This is a genomic window from Microbacterium sp. 05T445 (assembly GCF_056395865.1).
This window is the reverse complement of sequence record NZ_JBFTKJ010000001.1, coordinates 502,716-528,674: the sequence shown is the minus strand read 5'-3', so window position 1 is coordinate 528,674 and position 25,959 is coordinate 502,716. Positions and strand designations below refer to the sequence as shown.

Annotated in this window: 26 protein-coding genes; 16 read left to right on the top strand and 10 right to left on the bottom strand. The window is 71.7% G+C overall.

Going from position 1 to position 25,959, the window contains the following annotated elements; all coding sequences use genetic code 11:
• Positions 1 to 10: 10 nt before the first annotated feature.
• The 5 genes from AC1DDU_RS02510 to AC1DDU_RS02490 form a co-directional block, all read right to left on the bottom strand.
• Positions 11 to 1,432, bottom strand: a complete 1,422-nt coding sequence (locus AC1DDU_RS02510; protein WP_477431047.1) for a ferredoxin reductase family protein — start codon at positions 1,430 to 1,432, stop codon at positions 11 to 13.
• Between the two features lie 31 nt (positions 1,433 to 1,463).
• Complete coding sequence (locus tag AC1DDU_RS02505; RefSeq protein WP_477431046.1) at positions 1,464 to 1,970, bottom strand: hypothetical protein; 507 nt, start codon at positions 1,968 to 1,970, stop codon at positions 1,464 to 1,466.
• A 90-nt stretch (positions 1,971 to 2,060) separates the two neighbouring features.
• Entirely contained in the window at positions 2,061 to 3,086 is a 1,026-nt protein-coding gene (locus AC1DDU_RS02500; protein WP_477431045.1) for a sensor histidine kinase, read from the bottom strand.
• On the bottom strand, positions 3,083 to 3,766 hold the full coding sequence (locus AC1DDU_RS02495) for a response regulator transcription factor (RefSeq protein WP_477431044.1): 684 nt from the start codon (positions 3,764 to 3,766) through the stop codon (positions 3,083 to 3,085). The genes AC1DDU_RS02500 and AC1DDU_RS02495 overlap by 4 nt, the downstream gene beginning before the upstream one ends.
• Positions 3,767 to 3,909: 143 nt before the next feature.
• Entirely contained in the window at positions 3,910 to 4,884 is a 975-nt protein-coding gene (locus tag AC1DDU_RS02490; protein ID WP_477431043.1) for an aggregation-promoting factor C-terminal-like domain-containing protein, read from the bottom strand.
• Positions 4,885 to 5,133: 249 nt separating this feature from the next.
• On the opposite strand from AC1DDU_RS02490, the gene AC1DDU_RS02485 reads away from it, so the two are divergent.
• Positions 5,134 to 6,435, top strand: a complete 1,302-nt coding sequence (locus tag AC1DDU_RS02485; protein ID WP_477431042.1) for a M18 family aminopeptidase — start codon at positions 5,134 to 5,136, stop codon at positions 6,433 to 6,435.
• Between the two features lie 6 nt (positions 6,436 to 6,441).
• Here AC1DDU_RS02485 and AC1DDU_RS02480 read toward each other — a convergent pair whose 3' ends face one another.
• A complete protein-coding gene (locus AC1DDU_RS02480; RefSeq protein ID WP_477431041.1) occupies positions 6,442 to 8,073 on the bottom strand; it encodes an FAD-dependent oxidoreductase in 1,632 nt (543 codons plus the stop codon).
• 145 nt (positions 8,074 to 8,218) lie between these two features.
• Here AC1DDU_RS02480 and AC1DDU_RS02475 point away from each other — a divergent pair, with 145 nt between their 5' ends.
• On the top strand, positions 8,219 to 8,944 hold the full coding sequence (locus AC1DDU_RS02475; RefSeq protein WP_477431040.1) for an NUDIX hydrolase: 726 nt from the start codon (positions 8,219 to 8,221) through the stop codon (positions 8,942 to 8,944).
• Positions 8,945 to 8,953: 9 nt separating this feature from the next.
• Here the strand turns inward: AC1DDU_RS02475 and AC1DDU_RS02470 are convergent, their stop codons facing one another.
• On the bottom strand, positions 8,954 to 9,532 hold the full coding sequence (locus AC1DDU_RS02470; protein WP_477431039.1) for a DUF2510 domain-containing protein: 579 nt from the start codon (positions 9,530 to 9,532) through the stop codon (positions 8,954 to 8,956).
• A 73-nt stretch (positions 9,533 to 9,605) separates the two neighbouring features.
• Between AC1DDU_RS02470 and AC1DDU_RS02465 the strand changes: the two genes are divergently transcribed.
• Positions 9,606 to 10,007 carry a PPOX class F420-dependent oxidoreductase gene (locus AC1DDU_RS02465; protein ID WP_477431038.1) on the top strand — a complete coding sequence of 134 codons (402 nt, stop codon included), beginning with the start codon at positions 9,606 to 9,608 and terminating at the stop codon, positions 10,005 to 10,007.
• Positions 10,008 to 10,069: 62 nt separating this feature from the next.
• Here AC1DDU_RS02465 and AC1DDU_RS02460 read toward each other — a convergent pair whose 3' ends face one another.
• Positions 10,070 to 10,945, bottom strand: a complete 876-nt coding sequence (locus AC1DDU_RS02460) for an SDR family oxidoreductase (protein WP_477431037.1) — start codon at positions 10,943 to 10,945, stop codon at positions 10,070 to 10,072.
• Positions 10,946 to 11,056: 111 nt separating this feature from the next.
• On the opposite strand from AC1DDU_RS02460, the gene AC1DDU_RS02455 reads away from it, so the two are divergent.
• The 12 genes from AC1DDU_RS02455 to AC1DDU_RS02400 all read left to right on the top strand — a co-directional run bounded on the left by AC1DDU_RS02455 (position 11,057) and on the right by AC1DDU_RS02400 (position 23,131).
• Positions 11,057 to 11,419, top strand: a complete 363-nt coding sequence (locus AC1DDU_RS02455) for a winged helix-turn-helix transcriptional regulator (RefSeq protein ID WP_477431036.1) — start codon at positions 11,057 to 11,059, stop codon at positions 11,417 to 11,419.
• A gap of 1 nt (position 11,420) precedes the next feature.
• Positions 11,421 to 11,816, top strand: a complete 396-nt coding sequence (locus tag AC1DDU_RS02450; RefSeq protein WP_477431035.1) for a nitroreductase family deazaflavin-dependent oxidoreductase — start codon at positions 11,421 to 11,423, stop codon at positions 11,814 to 11,816.
• A 233-nt stretch (positions 11,817 to 12,049) separates the two neighbouring features.
• The gene (gene erm / locus AC1DDU_RS02445; RefSeq protein ID WP_477431034.1) at positions 12,050 to 12,844 is read left to right on the top strand and encodes a 23S ribosomal RNA methyltransferase Erm; all 795 of its coding nucleotides are present in this window, start codon (positions 12,050 to 12,052) and stop codon (positions 12,842 to 12,844) included.
• A 152-nt stretch (positions 12,845 to 12,996) separates the two neighbouring features.
• Positions 12,997 to 13,605 (top strand): dihydrofolate reductase family protein, encoded by a 609-nt coding sequence (locus AC1DDU_RS02440; protein ID WP_477431033.1) that lies wholly within the window; start codon positions 12,997 to 12,999, stop codon positions 13,603 to 13,605.
• A complete protein-coding gene (locus AC1DDU_RS02435; protein WP_477431032.1) occupies positions 13,602 to 14,687 on the top strand; it encodes a DNA glycosylase AlkZ-like family protein in 1,086 nt (361 codons plus the stop codon). Before AC1DDU_RS02440 ends, AC1DDU_RS02435 begins: the two co-directional genes overlap by 4 nt.
• Positions 14,688 to 14,710: 23 nt before the next feature.
• The gene (locus tag AC1DDU_RS02430; RefSeq protein WP_477431031.1) at positions 14,711 to 15,220 is read left to right on the top strand and encodes an N-acetyltransferase family protein; all 510 of its coding nucleotides are present in this window, start codon (positions 14,711 to 14,713) and stop codon (positions 15,218 to 15,220) included.
• 101 nt (positions 15,221 to 15,321) lie between these two features.
• Positions 15,322 to 16,530 (top strand): ROK family protein, encoded by a 1,209-nt coding sequence (locus AC1DDU_RS02425; protein WP_477431030.1) that lies wholly within the window; start codon positions 15,322 to 15,324, stop codon positions 16,528 to 16,530.
• The gene (locus AC1DDU_RS02420; protein WP_477431029.1) at positions 16,527 to 17,483 is read left to right on the top strand and encodes a carbohydrate ABC transporter permease; all 957 of its coding nucleotides are present in this window, start codon (positions 16,527 to 16,529) and stop codon (positions 17,481 to 17,483) included. Before AC1DDU_RS02425 ends, AC1DDU_RS02420 begins: the two co-directional genes overlap by 4 nt.
• Positions 17,476 to 18,291, top strand: a complete 816-nt coding sequence (locus AC1DDU_RS02415) for a carbohydrate ABC transporter permease (RefSeq protein WP_477431028.1) — start codon at positions 17,476 to 17,478, stop codon at positions 18,289 to 18,291. The genes AC1DDU_RS02420 and AC1DDU_RS02415 overlap by 8 nt, the downstream gene beginning before the upstream one ends.
• A 53-nt stretch (positions 18,292 to 18,344) precedes the next feature.
• Positions 18,345 to 19,595, top strand: a complete 1,251-nt coding sequence (locus tag AC1DDU_RS02410; RefSeq protein ID WP_477431027.1) for an ABC transporter substrate-binding protein — start codon at positions 18,345 to 18,347, stop codon at positions 19,593 to 19,595.
• 84 nt (positions 19,596 to 19,679) lie between these two features.
• Positions 19,680 to 20,891 carry a glycoside hydrolase family 15 protein gene (locus AC1DDU_RS02405; RefSeq protein WP_477431026.1) on the top strand — a complete coding sequence of 404 codons (1,212 nt, stop codon included), beginning with the start codon at positions 19,680 to 19,682 and terminating at the stop codon, positions 20,889 to 20,891.
• Positions 20,888 to 23,131, top strand: coding sequence for a glycoside hydrolase family 31 protein (locus AC1DDU_RS02400; RefSeq protein ID WP_477431025.1), 2,244 nt, complete (start codon positions 20,888 to 20,890; stop codon positions 23,129 to 23,131). Before AC1DDU_RS02405 ends, AC1DDU_RS02400 begins: the two co-directional genes overlap by 4 nt.
• A 13-nt stretch (positions 23,132 to 23,144) precedes the next feature.
• On the opposite strand, the gene AC1DDU_RS02395 is transcribed toward AC1DDU_RS02400, so the two are convergent.
• Positions 23,145 to 23,480: a cupin domain-containing protein gene (locus AC1DDU_RS02395; protein ID WP_477431024.1), complete on the bottom strand. Its 336-nt coding sequence runs from the start codon at positions 23,478 to 23,480 to the stop codon at positions 23,145 to 23,147.
• A gap of 121 nt (positions 23,481 to 23,601) precedes the next feature.
• On the opposite strand from AC1DDU_RS02395, the gene AC1DDU_RS02390 reads away from it, so the two are divergent.
• A complete protein-coding gene (locus tag AC1DDU_RS02390) occupies positions 23,602 to 25,299 on the top strand; it encodes a Na+/H+ antiporter (RefSeq protein ID WP_477431023.1) in 1,698 nt (565 codons plus the stop codon).
• Positions 25,300 to 25,336: 37 nt separating this feature from the next.
• On the opposite strand, the gene AC1DDU_RS02385 is transcribed toward AC1DDU_RS02390, so the two are convergent.
• On the bottom strand, positions 25,337 to 25,948 hold the full coding sequence (locus tag AC1DDU_RS02385; RefSeq protein ID WP_477431022.1) for a TetR/AcrR family transcriptional regulator: 612 nt from the start codon (positions 25,946 to 25,948) through the stop codon (positions 25,337 to 25,339).
• Positions 25,949 to 25,959: the final 11 nt, after the last annotated feature.

The window sequence follows — 25,959 nt, the reverse complement described above, 5'->3', positions numbered from 1 at the left end:
GCTCCTCTGCTCAGACGGTGAAGGCTTCGGTGTGGATGCGATCGGGCGCGACACCTGCCGCGCGGAGGTCGCGTGTGACGGCATCCATCCACGGCACCGGGCCGCACACGAACGCGTCGTACTGGTCCAGGTCGGGCGCGAGGAACCGGATCGCTTCGGCGCCTCGCCAGGCGGCGTGCGACTCGGGGAGCCACGGTGACGCGGACTCTGCCCGCGGTCCGTCCAACGGCACATGACGCACGCCTCGATCGCGCACCAGGGCGGCGATCGCGTCCCGCCGCAGCGCCGCGTCGGGTGAGGAGTCGCGCGTGAGCAGGATCGCCTCGCCCGGCGCGTACGGCTCCGCCTCCAGCAGCGACACCAGGGGAGCGATGCCTGCCCCTGCGCCGATGAGGAGGAGTTTGGAGGCCCGGCGCACCTCGCCGGTGAGGCGCCCGTAGGGGCCCTCGACGAGGACGCGGGTCCCGGGGCGCAGCTCGGCGAGCCGCGCGGTGCCGTCGCCGACGACACGGGCCGAGATCGTCAATGCGCCACCCTGCGGCGCGGCCGACAGCGAGAACGGGTGCCCTCGCGACCAGCCCGGCCCGTCGAGGAATCGCCAGACGAAGAACTGCCCGCCGCGGGCGGCCGGCGCGCTGCGCTGCCGGCCGGCCATCCGCACGGTCACGCCGTCGGCGCCGTCGGGCTCCACCGCCGCCACACGCAGGTCGTGCCGCAGCGACCGCGCCAGAGGAACCCCCACGCGGAACACCACGACCGCGGCCGCCGCCAGTGCCCACAGCGTCCACCAGTACGCGGCGGCGGCGGGCGAGGCCGTGAAGTCGGCGCCCGCCCACAGCTGGTGCGGCACCGCGAGGCCCACGCCGAGGTAGGCGTACAGGTGCAGCAGATGCCAGGACTCGTAGCGCAGCCGGCGCCGGGCGCGGCGGATCGAGGTCACCGTGACGCCCACGATGAGCACGAGCCCCGCGGTGGCCAGCAGCATCCCCGGGTAGTCCCAGACGAACTCCCACAGCTGCACGAACGGATTCAGCGCGGCGGCCGCGGCGTATCCCCACACCAGGAGCACGACGTGGGCGAGCATCAGCCAGAACGACCAGAAGCCGACGTGTCGGTGCATGCGGGTGATGGCGTCTCGGCCGAAGCCGCGCTCGAACAGCGGCACCCGCGCCATCAGCAGGACCTGGTAGAGCAGCAGGTTCGCCGCCACCAGTCCGCACAGCCGCCCGGCGGCGCTGAGCGCGTCGGCTCCGCCGCCGAGCACGGCATCCACTCCGCCGCCGGCGACCCACAGCGCCGCGACGAACAGGCTGGTCAGCCAGATCGCGACGATCGCTCCCGCGTTCCACCAGGCCGCCTGGCGGGCGCTCGTCGCGGCGGGCGCGGGATGCCGCGCCGTCACCGAGGTGGAAGGGGTTGCGATCGTCGCCATGGGGCGCTCCTCTCAGGAGTGGATCAACCGGTCAGGAGCCGTCCGAGTCCGAGTCCGAACCCGAATCGTCGTCGCCGTCCGAGTCCGAACCCGAATCGTCGTCGCCGTCCGAGTCCGAACCCGATCCCGATCCGGAGTCGTCATCGTGTCCGAAGCCCGGTCCGCCGCCTCGCGGGCCATCGTCGGGTGCGCCGCGACCGGGCTGGCCCGGTCCGCCCCGCATGCCGTCCTCCTGGCTCCACCCGGCCGGGGCCCCGGGAAACGGGCGCGCGCCGTTCGCGGCCCATCCGGCGCCGAAGCCGACGCCCAGCAGCAGCACCGCGGCGACTGCGGCGCCGGTGACCTTGACCCACGTCCGACGCAGGAGCGGCGGCTTCGCGGGTGCGGCGACGGGGCTCTGCACGACGGGCGTCGCCGGGACCCCGGCCGGCTGCGGCTGCGGTTGGGGCGGGAGCGGCGTGGTGGCTGCCGTCGCGCCGGGGCCGCTCACGCCCGTCGCCGGGTCCGGGGAATCAGGGGTCGTGCTATTCTCGGTCATGACGCCACTGTCGCGCCGCGCCTCCAAGACAGTTCAAAGAGTCCGCCGATCTGGGCATTCTCATAGGTTCGCGGGAACGCGCGCCCAGCCTCACCGGCTCGTCGTGTGGTGGCGGTCCGTGGGCAGTTCGAGCAGGAACGTGGTCCCGGAGGGCGAGGTGCTCTCGACGCGTACCGACCCGCCGTAGCGGGTGGCGATGTCGCGCACGAGCGCGAGCCCCAGTCCGAAGCCGCGCGGTGCGCCGGCCCCGCCGGGCTCGCTCGACCGCGCGAAGCGCTCGAACAGGCGATCCGGGTCGATACCCGTGATACCCGTCCCCTGATCGGAGATCCGGATCTCGACCCGGCGCCCCGCCGCGCGTGCGCTCACCCGGATGGTCGTGCCGGCGGGGGAGTACCGCACCGCGTTGTCGAGCAGCGCGACGAGCGCGCGGGCGAGCGACGTGCGGTCGGCGGCCACCTCGAGCGGATCGGATGCCGCCGCCTCCAGCGCGACGCCGTGCTCGGCGGCCCTCGGCCCGATCAGGGCGAAGGCGTCGGCGGTGGCCGCCGTCACCGACGCCGTGGCCGTGCCGTCGCCCGGCGCGGCACCTGCCGACTCGGCGGCGACCAGCAGATCCGTCAGCACCGCGTCCATCACCGCCGCGTCGCGGTGGAGGTCGGCGAGCACCGCGTCGACGTCGCCGCCGCGCTGCGACCGATGCTGAGCGAGCTGGATCCGGCTCGTCAGGGTCGTGAGCGGTGTGCGCAGCTCGTGGCTCGCGTCGGCGACGAACGTGCGCTGCACCTCGAGCGCGTCGGCGAGCGGCTGCGCGGCCCGCTTCGACGCCGACCAGGCGATGAGGCCGAGCGCGACGACGCCGGCCAGTCCTACGGCGATCGCGATCGGCACGACATCGTCGATGTCGACCACCAGCGGTCCGCGCCCGTCGAGCTCGCCGCCGTGCGGGGGCCGACGCTCCGGGCGCGCGGTGGCGAGGATCACCGAGACCGTGACGATCGTGACGATCGCGACGACCGCCGCCGACGCGAGCCCCACCCACAGTCCGGTGCGCAGAGCCGCCTGCTGCACGCGCCGGCGATCGGCCGCGGTGGCGGCATCCGTCCTCGCGCTCATCGTGGCACCCCGCTGCGGTAGCCGCGCGCCCGCACGGTCTCGATGATCTCGGGCGTGGATTTGCGTCGGATGTAGTGCACGTACGTGTCGACGGTGGCGGCAGAACCTCCCGGGAACACGCTCGCGAGGATCTCGTCGCGCGTGAAGACGTGCTCGGGGCTCGACGTCAGCAGTTCGAGCAGCTGGGATTCCACCTGCGTCAGCGCGATCCGGCCCTCTGCCGGCGAGTACAGCGCCTGCGACGCCGGTGTGAAGACCCAATCGCCCAGCTCGCGACGGTCCCCGGCGCCGCGCCCGCGCCGCAGCGCCCGCAGTCTCGCGCGCAGCTCCTCGACGTCGAAGGGCTTGACGAGGTAGTCGTCGGCGCCGGCGTCCAGCCCGCTGACGCGGTCGTCGACCGTGCCGAGAGCCGTGAGCATCAGCGCCGGCGTCGCGATCCTCGCGGTCCGCACGGCGTCGACGAGCTCGACGCCCGACATGCCCGGCAGGCGTCGATCGACGACCATCACGTCGTACCGCCGGCCGAGCGCGAGCCGCAGCGCCTCCTCGCCGGTGACGGCGTGATCGACGGCGTACTCGTCCTCGAGCATCTCGACGACGATCGCGGCGATCTCGGTCTCGTCCTCGACGTACAGCAGCCGCGGCGACGAGGGGCGCGGCGACGCGGGCGACACGGACACGCCCTCAGTATCGTCCTGCGGTCTGCGAACCGACCCGGCCGGCCGCGATGGATCAGCTGTGAGTCGGCTGTCGCGGCGAACGCCGCGGGGCCCGATCAGAACGATCGGGCCCCGCGGACGGTGAAGCTGAGAAGTGAGAGGACTCAGTACCAGCCGGTCGACTGCGAGTGGCCCCATGCGCCGCACGGGCTGCCGTAGCGGCCCGAGATGTAGCCCAGGCCCCAGGCGATCTGCGTCGCCGGGTTGGTCTGCCAGTCGGCGCCGGCGCTGGCCATCTTGCTGCCGGGAAGGGCCTGCGGGATGCCGTAGGCGCCGCTGCCGCGGTTGTAGGCCTGGTAGTTCCAGCCCGACTCCTTGTTCCACAGCGACACGAGGCATCCGAACTGGTCGTCGCCCCAGCCGTAGTTGCCGAGCATCGCGCGAGCGGTGGCCTGCGCGTCGGCGGGGCTGGTGCCGCCCACCGCGCCGCCCGTGGCGTACACGGGGCGCGGGGCCGACGACGAGCTCGAAGGCTTCTTCGCCGCGGCGGCGGCCTCGGCGGCCTTGGCGGCGGCTGCGGCCTCGGCCTCCTTGCGGGCCTTCTCCTCGGCCTCCTGCTGCGCCTTCAGCGCGATGGCGGCGTCGAGCTTGCCGCGCAGGCCCGCGGTCTGCTCGCCGACGGAGGCGGTGAGCGCGGTCACGGCCGAGGTGAAGTCGGGGGTGTACAGCGCCGGCAGCGCCTGGGCCCGCTTGAGCTGCTGCACGGCGGTCTCGAGCCCGCTGGTGTCGACGGTGGTGTCGGGGGTCCCGACGTCCAGGCCCGACGCCGCGATGTCGGCGGTGACGGTGGTGGCCGCGGTGACGGCGGCTGCCGCGTCGGTGACGGCCTGGTCGGCAGCCGACGGCGCGGCGGCGTCGACCGTGTCCGACGAGATCGGGACGGTGTACGACGCGAGTGCGAAGGCGGGGGCCGCGCCGGACGCGTCGGCCTGCGAAGCGGGGGCCGCCGTGGTGAACCCGGCGGTGGCCACGAGTCCCACCGCGAGCGTCGCGACGACGAGGACAGGGCGGCGGCGGAGGCGGCGTTCTGCCTGGCGGATGGTGCGGCGGGCGGGCTGGGATGTCGTGTGGGAGCGCATAGAGAGACCGGGTTCCGTATCAGCGAAATGCGCCATCGGGCGGCGCGTCGTGACCGTTCGGGCGGACACAAGTCCCCGAGTCTTTATGGGGTTTCTGGACGGTTCCGGTGCGTTACCTGAACGTTACATGTGAGCGGTCCTCCCGAAAAGGCCAGATCACGGGGCCGCGTCGTGCCTGGATCGCCGCCTGGGAAGCGCCTCCGAACTACGATCGAAGCACCGCACACCGCTGATCGAGGAGGCTCGCCCGTGCCCTCATCCCCTGCTCCCGTCCCCGCGGAGGCCCTCGCCCACGCCGACGATCTTGCCGCGTTCGTGGCCGCGTCGCCGTCGAGCTTCCACACCGCCGCCGAGGTCGCGCGACGCCTCGAAGAGGCAGGGTTCACGCGCCTGCACGAAGCGGAGGAATGGCCCGCGCCGGCCGGCGGCAGGTTCGTGGTGGTGCGCGACGGCGCGACGATCGCGTGGGTGGTGCCGCCGTCTGCGACGGCGACGACGGGGGTGCACGTCTTCGGCGCGCACAGCGACTCGCCCGGTTTCAAGCTCAAGCCGCAGCCCACGACCGGAAAGCACGGCTGGCTGCAGGCGGGAGTGGAGATCTACGGCGGCCCGCTCCTGAACTCCTGGCTCGATCGCGAGCTGCGCCTCGCGGGGCGGCTGGTGCTCGACGACGGCACGACGGTGCTCACCGCGACCGGACCGCTGCTGCGGCTCCCGCAGCTGGCGATCCACCTCGACCGTGAGGCGAACGAGCACCTCGCCCTCGACAAGCAGGCGCAGACGCAGCCGGTGTGGGGCCTGGGGGAGGCCGCGTCGGCCGACATCCTCGGCGAACTCGCCCGCGAGGCGGGAGTGGATGCCGCCCGCATCCGCGGCTACGACATCGTCACCGCCGACGCCGCCCGCGGCGCGACGTTCGGGCTCGGCGACGTCTTCTTCGCGTCCGGTCGCCTCGACGACCTCGCCTCGGTGCACGCGGGCGTCGCCGCTCTGGAGCGCGCGGCCGACGGCCACGACGCCGACCACATCGCGATGCTCGCGGTGTTCGACCACGAGGAGGTCGGTTCGGGCACACGGTCGGGCGCTGCCGGCCCGTTCCTCTCCGACGTGCTCGAGCGGCTGTGGCTGTCGCTGGGCGCCGACCGGGAGCAGCAGCTGCGCGCGCTCGCCGCGTCGTGGTGCGTCTCGAGCGACGTCGGCCACTCGGTGCACCCGAACTACGCCGACAAGCACGACCCCGTGGTCCGGCCGTTGCTCGGCTCCGGCCCGATCCTCAAGATCAACGCGAACCAGCGTTACGCGACCGATGCCGCCGGCGCCGCCGCGTGGCACGGCTGGTGCGACGCGGCCGGCGTCACGAGCCAGGAGTTCGTCTCGAACAACGCCGTGCCGTGCGGGTCGACGATCGGTCCCATCACGGCGACCCGTCTCGGCATCCGCACCGTGGACGTCGGCATCCCGATCCTCTCCATGCACTCGGCGCGCGAACTCGCCGGGGTCACGGACCTGTGGGACCTCACCCGCGTCGCGGAGGCGTTCTTCCGGGACTGATCCGCGTCAGGCTGACGAGGTGCGCTCCAGCGCCAGGAACTGGTGCGTGAAGGCGATGGCCATGCCGCCCTCGCCGACCCCGGCCACCACACGCTTGACCGAGCCCGATCGCACGTCGCCGATCGCGAAGACGCCTGGAGCCGTCGTCTCCAGGGCGAACGGCCGGCGTGCCTGCGGCCAGCTGCCCGACTCGGCGGCGTCGGACCCCGTGAGCACGAATCCGCGGGGGTCGCGGGCGACCTCCGGGGGGAGCCAGTCCGTCTCGGCGTCGGCGCCGATCATCACGAACAGCACGTCCGCGGCCAGCCGGTTCGTCCCTTCGGTGCGGCGGTCGGCGACGTCCACTTCGCGCAGCGCATCGTCGCCGTGCAGGGCGACCACCTCGCTGCGGGTGAGGACCCGGATGGTGCTGTTGGCCGCGATCTGGTCGATGAGGTAGCGCGACATGCTGGCCTCGAGCGCCTCGCCGCGCACGAGCATCGTGACCGAACGCGCGTGGCGGCTGAAGAAGAGGGCCGCCTGCCCCGCCGAGTTGCCGGCGCCGATGATGCACACGTCCGCGCCCTGCGCGACGGCCGAGTCGCTGCGCGCGGCGCCGTAGTAGACGCCGCTGCCGAGGAACCGGTCGACCTCGGGGACGGGGAGCTTGCGCCACACGACGCCGGTCGCGAGCACCACGACCTGTGCGTGGACGGTGTCGCCGCCGTCGAGGGTCACCGTGCGTGTCGCCGGATCGAGCGCCTCGACGGTGCGCGTGACGACGATCTCGGCGCCCAGACGCCGTGCTTGGGTGAACGCGCGACTGGCGAGGTCGTCGCCCGAGATGCCGAACGGGAACCCGGTGTAGTTCTCGATCCGGGTCGACGTGCCCGCCTGCCCGCCGGGTGCGAACGTCTCGACGATGAGCGTGCGCAGCCCCTCGGCGGCGGCGTTGACCGCGGCGGTGAGCCCGGCGGGCCCGGCTCCCAGGATCACCACGTCGTAGTGGTCGGATGCCGGTGCCACCACGAGGCCCACCGCTTCGGCGAGATCCCTCAGCGGCGGGTCGATGAGCCGACGCCCGTCGCGAAGCTCGACGACGAGGGATCCGTCGGCGGCGGCCGCGGCATCCGGCTCCACGATCTCGACCTCCACCTCGTTGCGCCGCAGGAACCCGATCACGCGGTGCGCTCGGGCGCTGCGCCGTGGCGCGAGCAGGCGCAGGTCGGGCTTCCGCCGCTCGGCGGCCATCGTCTGCAGCGAGTCGAGGTAGCGGCGCGCCAGGCCCGCGACGCGGTCGGGCACCGAGGGGGCCAGGGCCGCCAGGGTGTAGTACACGGCGGGCTCGAGCTTGATCACGCGCGTGGCCTGGCCGGCACGGCCGCTCGCCGGGAACGGTGTGCTCAGCGTCATCGGCACCTCGCCGAAGAACTGGCCGGGTGCGCGCCTTCCGATCACCCGCTCCGCGCCGCCGACCACCTTGGTGATCTCGGCCTGGCCTTCGATCACCACGAACAGGGCGCGGTCGTCGCCCTCGTGCGCGAAGTACTCCCCGGGTGCCAGGCGGATGTCCTCCACGGCTCCCGCAAGATACGCCAGCCCCTCGTCCGGGACGGCCGAGAAGACGGGCAGGGCGCGCAGTGCGTCGGCGGTGATCATGCGGCTCCCCAGCGGCGCAGTCGTCCGCGGCGCGTGTGCGCCGTGCGGCGCGGGTGCGCCATGCCGGTGACCGTATCCGCGTGGCCGACCGCCGTCAACCCGCCGGGTGCAGGTCGATGTCGTCCGGGCGGCGTAGCCTGAACGGATGACGCACCCCACGTCGTCCCGCCGTGACGCGGCCGCCGGGGCCCGGTCCCAGCTGGCGGCGCTCGTGCGGGCCGCGGCCGTCGAGACCGAGCCGCTGGTGGACCTGCCGGTGCCGGCGGAGTCCCGCCCTGCCGCGGTGCTGATGCTCTTCGGCGTTCTCGACGACCTGGCCAGCGATCACGAGGCGCAGGCGCTCGCGGTCTCCCGCGACCTCGACGTGCTGCTTCTCTCGCGCGCCGCGACGCTGCGCGCCCATCCCGGCCAGGTCGCCTTCCCCGGAGGGCGCATCGACCCCGGCGACGACGGCCCGATCGACGCAGCCTTGCGCGAGGCGGTCGAGGAGACCGGGCTCGACCCCGCGGGCGTCGACGTGCTCGGCGCGCTCGGCGACATCCCGCTCGCGTTCTCGCAGCACCTGGTGACTCCGGTGCTGGGGTGGTGGCGGCATCCGTCCCCCGTCCGCGCGGTCGACGAGGCGGAGTCGTCGGAGGTGTTCCGGGTGCCTGTGGCCGACCTGCTGGATCCGCGCAACCGCGGTGTCACGGTCATCCGCCGCGGCGGCCAGGAGTGGCGCGGGCCGGGATTCCTCGTGGGGCATACGACCGGCGAGCACCTGGTGTGGGGCTTCACCGCCATGCTGCTGGACGGCCTGTTCGACCGCCTCGGCTGGACGGAGCCGTGGGACGACAGCCGCGAGCTGCCGCTCGTGCTGCCCGCCGAGTGACCGGCGTGCTCAGCGGTACCGGTAGTGGTCCGCGCTCGTGTTGACCCACGCGACGAACCGGCGGGCCTCGGCATCCTGCCCCGCGGAGAACCGTGAGACCCACACCTGCGGGGCGCCGGCGATCACGAGGTGCAGGGCAGCGCGGTCGATCGCACGGCCGAGGGTGCGCGGGGTGATCGGTCCGGCCGGCCCGAACATGCGCCGTTCGACGGCCGCCTTCGTGAACGCCGGTGCGCGCAGCAGTGCGTCGCCAATGCCGGTGGACGCCTCGACCCCGGCGACGGGCTGGCTCAGATCGCCGAAATGGATCCACCGTCCGTCGATCACCACGCCCGCGAACTCCTGCTCCTGACCGCTGTATCGGACGTCCCGCGTCCAGCGGCGGCCGTCCCACCAGCGGGTGCGGCCGCGCTGATCGTCGTACCAGCCGGCGGCGGCAGGGGCGGAGCCGGCGGGTCCGGCATCCGTGCGCAGCTGGACGTCGATCTCGCGCAGGTCGATGTACTGCTCGGTCCAGTGCGCGCCGTCCCACCAGCGCTGCTTGCCGGAGCCGTCGTCGTACCACCCGGGCGGGGGCTGGGTCGCCATGGTCCGAGAGTAGTTCGTGACGGACGATCTCGGGATCGCCCCTCGCTCCTCGCGGCGACGGCAGACTGGTGGCATGCCCTCCGTCGACGACCTCGTCTCCGCTGACCGCCGCCACCTCCTCGACCTCCCGGTGTACGCGCACCTGGGAACCATCCGGCCCAATGACTCCGTGCAGGTGAACCCGATGTGGTTCGAGTTCGACGGCGAGCACGTGCGCTTCACGCACACCAACTACCGCCAGAAGTACCGCAACCTGCAGCACAACCCGTCGATGTCGCTGTCGATCATCGATCCCGACCAGCCGTTCCACTATCTCGAGGTGGCCGGGCGCCTGGTCGAAGTGATCCCCGACCCGGAGGGCGAGTTCTACGTCCGGCTGCAGAACCGCTACGGCAACCCGAGCACCACGCCGCCGCGCGACAAGGAGGACCGCGTGATCCTCGTGATGTCGATCGACCGCGCGACCCAGCAGTAGGGCCAGACGGCGAAAAGGGGAGGATGCCGCGGGTCGCGGCATCCTCCCCTCGTTCGCGTGGATCAGGCGTCGACGCGCGCGACCGCCACGGCGGAACGAAGACCCTCGGCCACCGGGGTGGTCGGGCGGCCGAGCAGACGCGCGAGCGTCGGGTCGGCGTCGGCGAGCACGCCGCGTGCGATGCCGGCCTCCATCTCGGCGACGAAGCCGACGGTGCCGGCGTCCAGGCCCGCCTCGGTGAGCGCGGCCTCGAACTGCGCGCGCGGGACGGGCACGTACGCGACCTCGCGGCCGAGCGCCCCGGCGGCGGCAGCGGCCAGGTCGGCGTACGACACCGCGGTGTCGCCCGACAGCTCGTACGTGCGGCCGAGGTGGCCGTCCTCGGTGAGCACGACGGCGGCGGCCTCGGCGTAGTCGGCGCGACTCGCGGCGGCGACCCGTGCGTCGCCGACAGACGCTGCGATCACGCCGGTCTCGGCCGCGCGCAGCGCGTCGGGCGCGTAGTTCTCGGTGTACCAGTTGTTGCGCAGCACCACGGCGGGAACGCCGCTGGTGGCGAGGTGCTCCTCGGTCGCCTTGTGCTCGGGCGCGAGCACGAAGTCGATGGAATCGGCGTGGGCGAGGCTCGTGTAGACGAGCTTCGCGATGCCCGCCGCCTTCGCCGCGTCGATCACGTTCTTGTGGCCCTCGTACCGCTTGCCCGGCTCCGAGCCCGAGATCAGCAGCACGGCGTCGACACCCTCGAGCGCGGCGGCGACGGAGGCGGGCTGCGTGTAGTCGAGCGGGACGACGCGGATGCCGCGCTCGGCGAGATCGGCGACCTTCGAGGTCGTGCGCGCCCCGGCGACGATGTCGCCCGGGGCGACGCCGCGGTCCAGGAGGGCGTCGATGACGAGGTGGCCGAGCTGTCCGCCGGCGGCGGTCACGAGGATGGTCATGGGGTGTCCTTTCGGTGGGAGGCGCTCGGGGCGCGCCCAATCGACGTCAACGTCCCACTCGATCGGATACATTCCTTCCGTGTGGTACCCACTTTGAAGTAAGGTACCCACGTGGTGGTTAGTTTTGCGGAGATCCGGGCCGAATCCCCTGGCGTGTTCGACGAAGCCTGCCCGACACGGGTGGTGCTCGACCACGTCATGAGCAAGTGGGGCGTGCTCGTGCTGATGGCGCTCACCGACGGCACGATCCGTTGGGGAGAGCTGCGGCGCACGGTCGAGGGCATCAGCGAGAAGATGCTCGCCTCGACGCTGCGCACGCTCGAGAAGGACGGCTTCGTTGCGCGCACCTCGTACCCCGAGGTCCCGCCGCGCGTGGAGTACTCGCTGACACCCCTGGGCGACGAGCTGATGGAGCGCATGATGCCGCTCATGGCCTGGATCGGCGCACGTGCCGGAGACATCGTCGAGCGCTGAGATGTCCGACGCGACCCGCGAGCCCCGTCCACCGCGTGCGGCTCAGCGCGCCTTCGAGCCGGTCGCCAAGGCGCTGGCCGGCCGCCGTTGGTTCCCGCTGTGGGCGGTCATGCATCACCGCGGGCGCCGAAGCGGCACCGCCTACGCGACGCCCGTCGCCGTCGTGCCGACGACCGACCGCAGCATGATCCTCATCGGCCTGCCGTGGGGTGCGCACACGAACTGGGCACGCAACGTCGTCGCGGCCGAGGGTGCGACGCTGACCTGGCGCGGAAGAGAGGTCGCGGCGACGGCGCCCCGCATCATCGGGTGCGCCGAGGCCGCGGCGCTCTCACGGCCGATGTTCCGCGCCGTGGTGCGGCGGATGCCGGCGGCGATCGTGCTGCGCCGCGCCTGAGTCGCGCGAGCCCGGTAGGGTGGGGCGCATGGGAATGATCAAGAGCGCGCCGATGATGGCGTGCCCGTTCTTCATCCGCGACCGCCGCTCCTGACGGCGCCCCCGCGGAAGACGCGGCAGCGCGCCGTCATCCGGATGCCCTCGGCATCCGGTCGCGCGCCCTTTGGCGGCCTTCACGGCCGACTCCCGCACGGCGTGCGCCGGGTGCTCCACCATCTTCTCGGAGCGCTCCCATGCGAAACCCTTCTGCCCACGGTGGCCGACACGAACTCGGCCAGAACTTCCTCACCCACCGTCCGACGATCCGCGACATCGTCGACCTCGTCGCCGCCACCGACGGCGCGATCCTCGAGATCGGCGCCGGCGACGGCGCCCTGACCGTGCCGCTGTCCGGCCTCGGCCGTGATCTCACGGCGATCGACATCGACGAGCACCGCGTCCGCACGCTGCGCCGACGGGTGCCCACCGTCGCGGTCCAGCAGGCCGATGCACTGCGGCATCCGCTGGACCGCCCCGTGCTGGTGGGCAATGTCCCGTATCACCTGACCACGCCGATCCTGCGGCGCCTGCTCGCCGGGGGCGGGTGGACGCAGGCGATCCTCCTCACGCAGTGGGAGGTCGCACGCAAGCGCGCCGGTGTCGGCGGCGGCACGATGATGACCGCGCAGGCCGCGCCGTGGTTCGAGTTCTCGCTCCACGGCCGCGTGCCCGCGCGGTACTTCACGCCGATGCCCAGCGTGGATGGCGGCATCCTGCGCATCGCACGCCGTCGCACCCCACTCGTCGATCCGCGCGACCGCGGCGCGTACGAGCGGTTCGTCCGGGCGATGTTCACCGGGCGGGGCAGCGGCCTGGCCGCCCTGGTGCAGCGCAGCGGCGGGCTCGGCCGCGCGCAGGCGCGCGCCGCGGTGGATGGGCTCGGCGTCCGGCACGACCGGCTTCCGCGCGACCTGAGCCCCGAGCAGTGGGCGCGGCTGTGGCGGAGCGCCGCCGGACGCGGCGCCCCGGCGCGCGCCCTGCGAGGATGACCCCCATGGCCACCGTCGTGTTCAGCCCAGCGGGCAGCCGCCGAGCGCGTGCGCGCCGCCTATGCCGACGAGGACGGTGGCCCGGGGGCTGTCGGGCTGTCGGCGCCTCGGGCTAGCGTGGGGCGCGATCCCACGTCCCCACGGAGGTCCGCATGTCCACCGTCGTCGCCACGATGTCGATCTCGCTCGACGGGATCGGATCCGGTGTCCATCAGACCGAGGAGCGCCCGTTCGGGGAGGTGCCGCCGGAGGCGCTGCACAGCTGGATGTTCGAGACCCCCGATGAGAACCGTGCCGAGATCGACGCGATCGTCGACGCCGGCGCCTTCATCATGGGACGCAACATGTTCGGGCCGGTGCGCGGCGAATGGGACCGCGACTGGCGCGGCTGGTGGGGCCCGAACCCGCCCTACCACGCGCCGGTGTTCGTCCTCACGCACCACCCGCGGGAGTCGCTGGAGATGGAGGGCGGCACCACCTTCCACTTCGTCACCGACGGCATCCATGCCGCCCTGGAGCGCGCCCGCGAGGTGGCCGGCGGCCGGAACATCCACGTCGCCGGCGGCGTGTCGACGACGAACGAGTTCCTCGCGGCGGGCCTGATCGACGAGCTGATGCTGCAGATCACGCCGAACATCCTGGGCGGCGGACTGCGCCTCTTCGAGGGCGTCGGACCGGTGCGGCTCGAGCAGATCGCGGGCCGTCCGGCATCCCTCGCCACCCACGTGCGCTACCGCGTGCTGCCTGCGGAGGGCGCGTGACACCGCACCGGCTCACGCGGGACCAGGCGCGTCGGCTCGTCGTGCGGGCCCAGCTGCTCGACGCCCAGCGGCCGGGCGACGTCGTCGAGGTCGCCGAGCAGCTGACCTACGTCAAGATCGACCCGACGGCGACCATCGCGCCGTGCGAGCACACCGTGCTGTGGTCGCGCATCGGCTGGTCGTACGAGCCCGGCCAGCTGCGCAAGGCCGTCGAGGACGACCGGCTGCTGTTCGAGTTCGGCGGCACCTTCCGCCCGATGAGTCTGCTGCCGCTGATGCTGCCCGGCATGCGCCGATGGCCGGAGCGCGAGAGCAGCAGGCAGTGGCTCTCGGCGAACGCGGCGTTCCGCTCCGACGTGCTCGCGCGGCTGCGCGCCGAAGGACCGCTGCTGGCATCCGACATCCCCGACACCGCACAGGTCGGCCGCGCGCCCGACGGGTGGTCGGGGTCGAACCAGGTGCCGCACATGCTGGACTTCCTGGTGCGCCAGGGCGAGGTCGCGGTCACCGGCCGCGAGGGACGGCACCGCAAGTGGGATCTCGCCGAGCGCGTCTACCCGCCGGACCTGCCGGAGTACGACGAGGAGGAGGCATCCGCGCTGCTCGCCGCCCGCCGCCTGCAGGCCCTCGGGATCGCACGGCCGCACTGGTGGTGGACCGGCGTCGCCAAAGACACCGGGGAGCCCGCCGTCGTCGAGGGCAGCACCACGAAGTACCGCGTCGACCCGGAGGCGCTCGCCGCGCTCGACGATGACACCGGCGGCAGGGTCGCCTTCCTCAATCCCTACGACAGCCTGCTCTTCGACCGGAGGAGCCTGGAGGAGCTGTTCGAGTTCACCTACGTGCTCGAGCAGTTCAAGCCCAAGCCGCAGCGCCGATACGGGTACTTCGCCCACCCGATCCTCCTCGGCGACCGTTTCGTGGGGATGCTGGATGCCGAGGTCGACCGCGGCCGCGAGCAGCTCAAGGTCAACGCCGTGCACGAGTTCCTCCCGTTCGAGCCGGAGGAGACCGAGATGGTGCGCGCCGAGATCGCCGACCTCGCGGAATGGCTCGGCGTCTCGGTCACAGGGCTCGCCTGACCGACCGTCGGTACGCTCGAGGTGTGAACCCTCGCACGCTCGCCGGTGGCGCGACCCTCCGTGAGGCCCGGCCGGGCGACGAGTCCGGCATCCTGGAGCGCATCCGCGATCTGGCCGTCTACGAGCGCGAGCCCGACGCGGTGGCCAACACCGCCGAGGCGATCGCCGAGACGCTGTTCGGGCCGGATCCCCGCGCCTTCGCGCACGTCGTCGAGCGCGACGGGGAGATCGCGGGGATCGCCGTCTGGTTCCTCACCTACTCGACGTGGACCGGTCGCCACGGCATCTGGCTCGAAGACCTCGTCGTCGCCGAGGCCCACCGCGCGCACGGCTACGGACGTGCGCTCCTGGCCTCGCTCGCCGAGGTGTGCGTCGCACGCGGCTACACCCGCCTGGAGTGGTCGGTGCTCGACTGGAACGAGCCCGCGCTCGGCTTCTACCGCGCCCTGGGCGCCGAGCCTATGAGCGAGTGGACCACCCAGCGCCTGGACGGCGCGGCACTGGCCGCGGTCGCGGCGCAGGGTCGGGGCTGAGCGGCACGCGGCCGCGGGAACGACACCGTCGAGCCACCGGCTTGACGGATCGGTGAGGTGCGTTCTACAGTTTCTTCACGACTTAACAAAGGAGTGAAGTAATGCCTGCAGCGCGACCGCAGACCGACGTCAACCGGACGGCGATCCTGGCGCACCTCGGTGGCCACGGCCCGGCCTCACGTGCCGACCTCGCGCGCGCATTGGACGTCTCTCCCGCGCTGATCACGCAGCTCACCCGCGACCTCCTCGCCGACGGACTGGTCGAGGAGCTGGAGCAGGCCAGCAGCAACGGAGGGCGTCCTGCACGCATGCTCGGCCTGGTCTCGCAGGACGTGACGGCCGTCGGCGTGAAAGTCGCCCCTGATCACGTCGCTCTCGTCGAGGTCGGCATCGACGGCACCGTACGCCGATCGGAGACCAGCCCGTTCGACGCGATCTCGCCGCTGGCGACATCGGCCCTCGTCGAACGCGTGCGCGACTTCGTCGCCGCCGACGGATCCGGCCGCATCCTCGGTATCGGCGTCGGTCTGCCCGGCACGGTCGCCGAGCGCGGCATCGGCATCGTGGATTCGACCCAGCTCGGGTGGAATCAGGTGCCGCTCGGCGAGCTGCTGCGGCGGGCGCTCGAGCTGCCCGTCGTGGTCGAGAACAACGTCAATGCGCTGAGCGTCGCGGAGCAGCTCTTCGGCCAGGGCCGCGACTACCGCAACGTCCTCGTCGTGACGATCGGCAACGGCGTCGGCGCCGGGCTCGTCTCGGACGGGGCGATGGTGCGGGGGCGCGCCGGCGGCGCGGGCGACCTCGGCCACGTGCCGGTGCGCGAGGACGGACCGCTCTGTCAGTGCGGCAACCGCGGCTGCCTCGAAGCGATCATCGGCCAGGGCGCCCTGGTCAACGACGCCCGGTCCATCCGGCTCGTCGGCCCCGAGGAGGGCATCGACGAGCTGCGATCGCTCGCCGACCAGGGCAACGACGAGGCCCGCGAGATCTTCGCCCATGCAGGGCACCAGCTCGGTCGCGCCCTCGCGGGCGCCGTGAACCTCCTGGACCCCGACATCGTGGTGCTGCTCGGCGAGGGCGTGCAGGCGTGGGCGCACTGGGCGCCGGCCTTCGACAAGGCACTGCGCAGCGCACTCGTCCCGGGCAAGCGCGGCACCCCGGTGGCGGTCGAGCAGTGGGAGGACGATCGGTGGGCGCAAGGCGCCGCGGCCCTCGTGCTCGCGACTCCGTTCGACGCGCGCGGGGTCGCCGGTGACCAGGGCAGGCTGGTGCGCGAGCGTCTGGTCGCCTCGATGGAGGCCAGGCCGTGACGACGCTCGCCCTTCGATCGGCGGCATCCGAGACGCCCCCGCCTGATCGCGAGTCGGACTCGCCGCGTCCGCGCTCCCGGCGACGCAGGGTGACCTACGCCCTCACGATCGCCGTGTTCCTGCTGCCGAGCCTCATCCCCCTCCTGGCCTTCGTCATCGGGCCGATGATCTCGGCAGCGTGGACGAGTCTGCACTCGTGGAACCTGATCGGACCCATGGAGTGGGTCGGCCTCGACAACTACGCGCACCTCATCACCGATCCGGCCACACATCAGGCATTCCTGCACACGATCACGTATATCGTCGGCTACCTGCCGCTCGTCTACGTCGGCGGCCTTGCGCTCGCGCTCGCCCTCAACACCCGGCTCAGGGGCCGTGCCATTCTGCGCGGCGTGTACTTCCTGCCCGTGATCACCAGCTGGGTCGTCGTGGCTCTGGTCTGGCGGTGGCTGCTCAACCCGAGCACCGGCATCGTCAACACGGTCCTCGCGTGGTTCGGGATCGACGGACCGGGCTGGTGGGCCGACCCCGCGTGGGCGATGCCCTCGATCATCCTGGCGTCGGCGTGGAAGGACCTCGGCTTCGTGATGGTCATCCTGCTCGCGGGCTTGCAGGCCATCAACCCGGACCTGTACGAGGCCGCCGAGATCGACGGCGCGGGATGGTGGCGACGTCTGTTCGGCATCACGCTGCCGATGCTGTCGCCGTCGACGTTCTTCGTCGTCGTCCTCTCCCTGATCAACGGGTTCCAGGTCTTCGACCAGGTGTACGTGATGACCGGTGGCGGGCCTAACAACTCCAGCCAGGTCGTGGTCCAGCAGGTGTACGACCTGACCTTCCGCTACGGGCAGGCGGGTATGGCGTCGGCGCTCTCATGGCTGCTGTTCTTCGTCATCCTCGTCGTCACCCTCATCCAGTTCTACGGCCAGCGGAGGTGGGTGAACTATGACTAAGCCATTGCGCACGACGCTGCTCTACGTCGTCCTGATCGTGGGCGCGCTGATCATGGTGTTCCCGTTCGTGTGGACCGTCGTGACATCTCTGACCCCGGGCGCGACGCTGACCACGACGCCCAAGCTCATCCCCGATGAGCCGTCTCTCGCACCGTACGTCGAGTTGTTCGAACGCGTGCCGTTCGCTCGGGTGATCGCCAACTCGCTCCTGATCGCCGTCGTCAGCACGCTGCTGCAGCTGGTGACCAGCGCGATGGCGGCCTACGTGTTCTCGCGGATGCCGTTCCGCGGCCGCGGGGCGGTCTTCGTGCTCTACCTCGCGACGATGATGATCCCCTTCCAGGTGCTCATCGTCCCGCTGTTCGCAGAGATGAAGACGCTCGGGCTCATCAACACCTACCTGGGCGCGATCCTGCCGACGATCGCGTCGGCCTTCGGAGTGTTCCTCTTGCGGCAGGCGATGAACACCGTTCCGCATGACCTGGATCAGGCGGCGACCCTCGACGGTGCGGGCCATTTCCGCATCTTCTGGGTCATCGTCCTCCCGCTCGTGCGGCCCGCGCTCGCGACGCTCGCCGTGTTCGCGTTCCTCAACACCTGGAACAGCTTCCTCTGGCCGCTCATCATCCTGCGCGACCCGCTCATGCAGACGCTGCCGGTGGCGCTGTCGACGCTCCAGGGCCAGTACTCGACGCAGTGGGACGTGCTCATGGCGGGATCCGTCGTCAGCATCATCCCGATGTTCGCGCTCTACGTCTTCGCCCAGAAGTACATCGTTCAGGGCGTCGCGGGGACGGGGCTGAAATGACCCGGCGGCTCGTCCCGAAACCCTCACCACACCGATCGAAGGAGATTGCACACATGAAGAAGACGCTCGTCGCGACGGCATCCGTCGCAACCCTCGCCGCGATCGGCCTCACCGGCTGCTCGTCCAGCGGCGGGGGCACGGGCGACGGCGACGCCGTCACCATCACCTACTCGAACTTCATCTCCAACGGAGGCAACGAGGAGAACCTGACGAAGATCGTCGAGGCGTTCGAGAAGGAGAATCCCGGCATCACCGTCGACGTGACGACCTCCGCCTACGCGGACTACTTCACGAAGCTGCAGACGGACCTCGCCGCCGGCACCGCCGCCGATGTGTTCGACGTCGACGCCGGGAGCTTCGCCAACATTCAGGCCAGCGGCGCGCTCGCCGAGCTTTCGGACGTCGATTCGTCGGCGTATCGGACGTCGGTCCTCGACTCGTACAACGTGGACGGCGCGCAGTACGGGCTCCCCACCTCGTTCTCCAACGTCGTGCTGTTCTACAACGCCGACCTCTTCGACGCGGCCGGCGTCGACTATCCGACCGCTGACTGGACGTGGGCCGACGAGCGGGCCGCAGCCGAGAAGCTCACCGATGCCTCGGCGGGCGTCTGGGGCGACTACCAGCCGATCTCGTACTACGAGTACTACAAGGCCGTCCAGCAGGCCGGCGGCCAGTTCCTGACGGAGGACGGCTCTGCGGCGGACTTCGACACGGATGCCGGCATCGCCGCGGCCGACTGGATCGCGGGCAAGTCGGGCACCGTCATGCCCTCGGCCGAGGACGGTGCGGGCACGCCGGACTTCGATCTGAACCTCTTCAAAGAGGGCAAGCTCGCGATGTGGCACACCGGTATCTGGATGATCGGCCTCGTTGGCGACCTCCCCTTCACGTGGGACATCGCCGTCGAGCCGGGCGATGTCCAGCAGGCGAGCGCGACGTTCTCGAACGCCGTGGTCGTGTCTGGCGACTCCGAGCACAAGGAGGCGGCCCAGAAGTGGGCCGAATACCTCACCAGCTCGAAGGAGATGGTGGACGTGCGCCTCGATGCGGGCTGGGAGCTGCCTGCGGTCAGTGATGAGGCCCTGCTCGCGCCGTATCTCGAGAAGACTCCGCCGGCCAACCGGCAGGCGGTGTTCGACTCGCTCGAGAACATCGCGATCGCGCCCGAGTTGGGGGCGAACGCGCAGCAGATCCAGGATGCCGTGACCAACGCCCTCGGCGAGATCGCGGCCGGCCGAGCCACCGCCGACAAGGCGATCGCTGCGCTCGCCGACCAGGTCGACTCGCTCCTGTCCGACTGACGCCGACCGCTCCTGCGGCGGTGCGCCGCACCGCCGCAGGAGCGGTCGACCCCAGACTCCCATCCGTTCCGAGAAGGACTCCCCGTGACTGACACCTCCGACGCGCACGTGCGTGCGCTCGCCGAACGCAGCATCCGCCTCATCACCGATCTGCAGACGCCCGAGGGGGCGTATCCGGCCAGCCCGACCTTCTCGGCATATGTCGGGTACAGCTGGTTGCGCGACGGCGCATTCATCGCGGATGCCGCCTCGATCGCGGGGCAGGTCGACTCGGCGACGCGGTTCTTCGACTGGTGCGCCGACGTGCTGGTCCGCCGGGCCGACCACATCCGCTGGATCGTCGCGGAGTCCCGTGCCGGTCGCCCGCCTGCGGCCGAGCACATGCTGCCGGCGCGCTTCACGTTCGCCGGCGAGGACGGCGTCGACGAGTGGTGGGACTTCCAGCTCGACGGCTACGGCACATGGGTCTGGGCTCTCACGGAACACCTCGAGCGTCACGGGCTGGACGGCGTCCGCTATCTCGAGGCCGTCGCGCTCACGACCGACTATCTCGTCGCGTCGTGGGAGCGGCCCTGCTACGACTGGTGGGAGGAGCACGCTCAGCACGTGCACGTCTCGACGCTCGCGTGTATCGCCGCCGGGCTGGAGGCCGCGGTGCGTGCCGGCCTGGTCGACGGAATGCGCGCGTCCGAGGCGACAGCCGCCGCGTGCGCGATCCGCGACCTGGTCGGGTCACGGGGAACGGCGGACGGTCACCTGATCAAGTGGATCGGCAGCACCGCTGTGGACGGAAGCCTGGCCGCCGCGATCGCACCGCTGGGCGTCGTGGCACCGGATTCCGACCTCGCTCGGGCCACGATCGATGTGCTCGAGTCCCATCTCACCGTCGACGGCGGCGTGCACCGCTATCTCGGCGACACGTTCTTCGGCGGAGGGCAGTGGCCACTGCTGTCGTGCTTCCTCGGGCTCGCGCACCTGGCTTCCGGCGATGGTCGGCGCGCAGGGCGGCTGTTCGACTGGGCCGTGAGCACGGCGACCGCTGACCTGCACCTGCCCGAGCAGGTGGACCGCCATCTCATCGCTCCGCGCATGCAGCAGCCGTGGATCGACCGCTGGGGCGTCGCTGCGACGCCGTTGCTGTGGAGCCACGCGATGTTCCTGCGGTTGGGTATCGCGCTCGGTCGCATCGACGTCGCCGACCTCGCGGCGGTACCTGCGTCCCCCGGCGTCTCCGACATCCCCCTCATCTCCGTCACCTCTGTCGTCCCCGCCAACCAGAAAGGTTCCGCCCGATGATCCGCCACCGCCCGTCCGGTTCGGGACACCCCTACTCCGTCGACACCGAGCAGCGGTGGCCCGTCGTGCCACTGGCCGGCGAGACGGCGACGCTGGGGCTTCGGGCCGATGCGCGCATCGTCGCGGTCACCTGCACGCTCGAGTGGCGCGAGGACGCCGACTCCGCGCTGGTGGAGACCCTCGAGCTCGAACTGGAGCGGGTCGCGACGACATCGCGGGGTCGGGTCACCGATGGTGGCCACCTCGCCTCCGCGGCCAGCCGCATGGCACGCGCCGTGGGCGGGTGGCAGGTCGTGACGCCTGAACTGAAGCACGGCGGCACCTACCGGTACCGGTTCGTCGGCATCCGGGAGGACGGCAGCAGCGAGCGGACTCGGTGGTTCGAGTTCCGCGCGGCCCGCTGGGTCACGGCGCCGGAGGCCGTCGTCGAGCACGGGATCGGTCGCGTCGCCGCCGGCTCCGTCGAACAGCTGCACGACGGGGTCCGGCCATGGCACGTCCGGTTCGCGCTCCCGCTCGAGCCGGGCGAGCGGGTGACGGGATTCGGCGAGCGCTTCGACACGGTCGAGGCGACGGGCACGGAGCTCGACGCGGTCGTGTTCGAGCAGTACAAGAGCCAGGGGGCCGAGCGGAAGACCTATCTGCCCATGCCGTTCGCTCACGTGGTGGGCGGGGCCGGTTGGGGCTTCCACGTCGACACGTCCCGGCGCGTGTGGTTCGACATCGGCCGCGCCGACGCCTCGCGCATCGGTGTCGAGTCGGAGGTCGGCGAAGACGGCGCGCTCGACCTGCGTCTGTTCGAGGGGGCGCCGGTCGATGTGCTGCGCGCGTTCCTCGACCGGGTGGGTCGGGCGAAGGAGCTCCCCTCGTGGGTGTTCCGCCTGTGGGCCAGCGGCAACGAGTGGAACACGCAGGCCGAAGTGATGCGGCAGGTCGAGCTGCACCGCCGTCACGATGTTCCCGTCGGGTCGGTCGTGATCGAGGCGTGGAGCGACGAGTCGACCTTCACGGTGTTCCGCGACGCGCAGTACGCCGTTCACGAAGACGGGTCACCGCATCGACTCGAGGACTTCACGTTCCCCGCGGAGGGAGCATGGCCCGACCCCAAGGGCATGACCGACGAACTGCATGCCCGCGGCATCCGTCTGCACCTCTGGCAGATCCCGCTGGTCAAGATGCGCCCGCACCCGCACGGTCAGGTCGCCGCCGATGCGCAGGCGGCCATCCGCGAGGACGTCCTCATCCGCGAGCCCGACCCGCGCGGCGGCACGCGTCCCTACCGCAACCGCGGATGGTGGTTCCCCCTCGGGCTCATGCCCGACCTCACCGACGAGCGCGCCGCACGATGGTGGACGCAGAAGCGCCGCTATCTCGTGGAGGAGATCGGCATCGACGGGTTCAAGACCGACGGCGGCGAGCATGCGTGGGGTTCGGAGCTGGTGTACCTCGACGGGCGGCGCGGCGACGAGAAGAACAACACCTTCCCGGTCGCCTATGCGGCGGCCTACGGCCGGCTGCTCGAATCGGCCGGCAAGGCGCCGGTGACGTTCAGCCGCGCCGGATTCACCGGCTCGCAGGCGCACGGCGCGTTCTGGGCCGGCGACGAGAACTCGACGTGGGAGGCGTTCCGCTGGTCGATGAACGCCGGCCTCACCGCCGCGTCGTCGGGTCTCGTCTACTGGGGCTGGGACATCGCCGGATTCTCCGGCGACATCCCGACCGCGGAACTGTACGTCCGTGCGACGCAGGCCTCGACCTTCGTGCCGATCATGCAGTATCACTCCGAGTTCAACCACCACCGCACTCCGTCGCGTGACCGCACGCCGTGGAACATCGCCGAGCGCACGGGCGACGACCGCGTGCTTGCGCTGTTCCGTCGGTACGCGCACCTTCGCGAGCGGCTCGTGCCGTATCTCGAGCGATCGGCCGCGGCGGCCATCGCGACGGACGCTCCGCTGATGCGTCCGCTGTTCTTCGAATGGCCGGACGACCCGCAGGTGTGGGCCGGCGATGCGCAGTGGCTGCTCGGCGACGACCTGCTCGTGGCCCCGGTGCTGGAGCCTGGAGCGACGCGGCGAACCCTGTATCTGCCGCCGGGCGAGTGGACCGATGTCTGGACCGGCGAGACCCTCGCCGGGGGGCGGACCCTGGAGGTGGAGACTCCGATCGAACGGATCCCGGTGTTCGCGCGAGGCGTCGCGGCGGCCGACCTCGTGCCGCTGTTCCGTCTCGACGGCTGATCGCCGGCCGCGGTCAGGGCAGACGGTTCGACACCGTCAGCAGCACGACCGAGTCCTCGAGGGCGGCCAGGCTGTGGCGGGACGGCGGCACCGTCAGGTGGTCGCCGGATGCCCCTTCCCACGCGTCGTCGCCTGCGAGGAGCCGCACGCGCCCGCGCAGCACCTGCAGGGTCGCCTCGTGAGGGCTCTCGTGCTCGCCGAGCTCGTGGCCGGCGCGCAGCGCGATGACCGTCTCACGCAGGGCGTGCTCGTGCCCGCCGCGGATGGTCCTGGCGGCGCGGCCGCTGGAGGCCTCGCGCGCCTTCGCGGTCAGGTCGTCGATCAGGTCGGCCAGGTCCGTGCCGTCCATCCGCATCGCCTCCATCGCCTCAGCTGGCCGGAGTCTACCCGCGACGCGGGCGCGCGGCATCCGGGAATCCCTTCGCCTCGCGCGCGGTTGCGAGCATCATTGCACCGAAGGGAGCCGCCACATGAACGGACTCGAGGTCACCGTCCTCGTCGGGATCACGGTGCTCACGGGCGCCATCCTCGCGCCGAAGCTGCGCGTCGCGGTGCCGCTGCTGCTGCTCGTCGCCGGGCTCGCACTCGGATTCATCCCCGAAGTGCGTGCGATCGTGCTGCCGCCCGAGACGGTGCTGCTGCTGTTCCTGCCCGTGCTGCTGTTCTGGGAGAGCCTGACGACGTCGCTGCGCTCCATCCGCCGCGATTTTCGAGGTATCGTCCTCTCGAGCACGGTGCTGGTGGTGGCCACGGCCTTCGCCGTCGCCGGCATCGCGTGGGCCCTCGGACTGCCCTGGAACGCCGCGCTGATCCTCGGGGCCGCCGTCGCCCCGACCGACGCCACCGCCGTCGCGGCTCTCGGTCGCATGCTGCCGCGCCGCAACTTCATGAATCTCAAGGCCGAGAGCCTCACGAACGACGGAACGGCGCTCGTGCTGTATGCGGTCGCCGTAGGGGTCGCCGTCGGCGGGCAGTACACGCCTCTCGACATCACGTGGCTCGTGCTGGTGTCGTACATCGGCGGTGCGGTCGCCGGCCTCGTCGTGGCGGGCGCGGCGTACCTCGTCATGCGACGCGTGCGCAGCACGATGAATCTCAACATCGCGCTGCTGCTCGTGCCCTTCACGGCGTTCCTGCTGGCCGAGCTCATCCACGCGTCCGGTGTGCTCGCGGTCGTGGTGGCCGGGCTCATCGTCGCCTACGTCATGCCCCGCATCAGCACGGCGGCCTCGCGCCGCCAGGCGCAGTGGACGTGGCCGCTCGGCTCGTTCCTGCTCAACGGCTCGCTGTTCGTCATCATGGGGTTCGAGGTGCAGGCGGTCGCCCACGAGATCCCCGGGCGCGAGATCGGCTGGCTGGTGCTTGTGACCGTCGCGGTGTGGCTGGGGCTGCTCGTGACGCGCTTCGTCGTGCAGACGTCGTCGGTGATGGTGATCAGGATGCTGGACCGCAGGCCCTCGCAGCGGTTGCGGCGCACGACCTGGCGCTCCCGGGTGGTGAGCGCCGTGGCCGGCTTCCGCGGCGCGGTGTCGCTCGCGATCGCCTTGTCGGTGCCGCTCACGACGACGGCCGGCGACGCGCTGCCGGGCCGCGACGAGATCGTGTTCATCACCGCCGGGGTCATCGTGCTGACGCTGCTGGTGCAGGGACCGCTGCTGCCGTCGGTCGTGCGCTGGGCGCGCTTCCCCGACGACCTCGGCATGCAGCAGGAGCTCGAGCTGGCCGAGCGGGCGATCACCGGCGCGGCACTGACCGCCGTCAAGGAGCTCGCCCACGACCACGGCATCAGTGAAGAGATCCGCGACCGTCTGACGCGCGACTACTACGAGTACCTGGAGCGCAACAACGAGCGCGTGCAGGCCCGGCAGCGGGCCGAGGTCGACCGTCAGATCGCGGATCTCGACCGGCGCATCGGAGCACCCGAGACCGCAGCCGAGGCATCCCTCGACGCCACGGCTGTGATGGTGGCCGCGCCAGACCCGCTGCCCTCGCCGCGCGAGCGCGACGAGGAGTACTCGAAGCTGCGGATCGCAGTGCTCGACCGCAAGCGCGAGGTGCTGTACCGCCTGCGGCGCGAGGGGGCGGTCGACGACGCGGTGGTGACGCAGATCCAGACCCGTCTCGACGTCGAAGAGCTGCGCATCACCGGCGTTGAGGTGCTCGACTGACGCGGCGCCGGGTCGCCCGCCGCGTGAGCCCGCGGCGTCAGGCCGCGGACTCGCGCAGTCCGGCCGTGATGAGGTCGGCGAGCGCCGGCAGGTCGGCGACGTCGGCGACCTCCCCGGGCTCGTCGGCCCCGTCTGCGGCGACCGCCTCGGCGTCGCCGTCGTCCGGTGGCGCGGGGGTCGTGATGATCGCCACCCACGCGGCGGCGGCCACCCGTACGCGGCGCGCAGCGATCGGGTGGAGGATGCTCGCCCCCAGCACGCGCTCCACGATCGCCTGGAGCTGGCGGCGATAGTCGTGGAGCTTCGCGCGCACCTCGGGGTGCGTGCGGTGCTCGCGCCAGACGATGACGCGGCGCACCGCCGACTCGTCCTGCAGCTCACGGAGTCTGCGCGTCACGTTGAGCAGGGTCCGTGCGGGATCGCCGCTGGCGATGAGGGCCGAGGTGTCGACGGCGTCGAGGTCGAGCCGCTCGCCGACGAGCGCGCGCAGCAGATCGGTCTTGCTGGGGAAGTAGTAGAAGAGCAGGCCCTTGGGCACCCCGGCGAGGTCGGCGATCGCGGCGGTCGGGGTGGCGTCGAAGCCGTGCTCGGCGAAGAGGCGCTCGGCGGCGTCGAGGATCAGCGTCCGGCTCTGGCGGTTGCGGGTCATGTCAGGTCCTC

What these genes read in the sequence shown, in the direction of transcription:
- AC1DDU_RS02510 (WP_477431047.1), bottom strand. Translation starts at nt 1,432, where the DNA reads ATGGCGACGATCGCAACCCCTTCCACCTCGGTGACGGCGCGGCATCCC.
- AC1DDU_RS02505 (WP_477431046.1), bottom strand. Translation starts at nt 1,970, where the DNA reads ATGACCGAGAATAGCACGACCCCTGATTCCCCGGACCCGGCGACGGGC.
- AC1DDU_RS02500 (WP_477431045.1), bottom strand. Translation starts at nt 3,086, where the DNA reads ATGAGCGCGAGGACGGATGCCGCCACCGCGGCCGATCGCCGGCGCGTG.
- AC1DDU_RS02490 (WP_477431043.1), bottom strand. Translation starts at nt 4,884, where the DNA reads ATGCGCTCCCACACGACATCCCAGCCCGCCCGCCGCACCATCCGCCAG.
- AC1DDU_RS02480 (WP_477431041.1), bottom strand. Translation starts at nt 8,073, where the DNA reads ATGATCACCGCCGACGCACTGCGCGCCCTGCCCGTCTTCTCGGCCGTC.
- AC1DDU_RS02475 (WP_477431040.1), top strand. Translation starts at nt 8,219, where the DNA reads ATGACGCACCCCACGTCGTCCCGCCGTGACGCGGCCGCCGGGGCCCGG.
- AC1DDU_RS02470 (WP_477431039.1), bottom strand. Translation starts at nt 9,532, where the DNA reads ATGGCGACCCAGCCCCCGCCCGGGTGGTACGACGACGGCTCCGGCAAG.
- AC1DDU_RS02465 (WP_477431038.1), top strand. Translation starts at nt 9,606, where the DNA reads ATGCCCTCCGTCGACGACCTCGTCTCCGCTGACCGCCGCCACCTCCTC.
- AC1DDU_RS02460 (WP_477431037.1), bottom strand. Translation starts at nt 10,945, where the DNA reads ATGACCATCCTCGTGACCGCCGCCGGCGGACAGCTCGGCCACCTCGTC.
- AC1DDU_RS02450 (WP_477431035.1), top strand. Translation starts at nt 11,421, where the DNA reads ATGTCCGACGCGACCCGCGAGCCCCGTCCACCGCGTGCGGCTCAGCGC.
- erm (WP_477431034.1), top strand. Translation starts at nt 12,050, where the DNA reads ATGCGAAACCCTTCTGCCCACGGTGGCCGACACGAACTCGGCCAGAAC.
- AC1DDU_RS02440 (WP_477431033.1), top strand. Translation starts at nt 12,997, where the DNA reads ATGTCCACCGTCGTCGCCACGATGTCGATCTCGCTCGACGGGATCGGA.
- AC1DDU_RS02425 (WP_477431030.1), top strand. Translation starts at nt 15,322, where the DNA reads ATGCCTGCAGCGCGACCGCAGACCGACGTCAACCGGACGGCGATCCTG.
- AC1DDU_RS02415 (WP_477431028.1), top strand. Translation starts at nt 17,476, where the DNA reads ATGACTAAGCCATTGCGCACGACGCTGCTCTACGTCGTCCTGATCGTG.
- AC1DDU_RS02410 (WP_477431027.1), top strand. Translation starts at nt 18,345, where the DNA reads ATGAAGAAGACGCTCGTCGCGACGGCATCCGTCGCAACCCTCGCCGCG.
- AC1DDU_RS02400 (WP_477431025.1), top strand. Translation starts at nt 20,888, where the DNA reads ATGATCCGCCACCGCCCGTCCGGTTCGGGACACCCCTACTCCGTCGAC.
- AC1DDU_RS02395 (WP_477431024.1), bottom strand. Translation starts at nt 23,480, where the DNA reads ATGGACGGCACGGACCTGGCCGACCTGATCGACGACCTGACCGCGAAG.
- AC1DDU_RS02390 (WP_477431023.1), top strand. Translation starts at nt 23,602, where the DNA reads ATGAACGGACTCGAGGTCACCGTCCTCGTCGGGATCACGGTGCTCACG.
- AC1DDU_RS02385 (WP_477431022.1), bottom strand. Translation starts at nt 25,948, where the DNA reads ATGACCCGCAACCGCCAGAGCCGGACGCTGATCCTCGACGCCGCCGAG.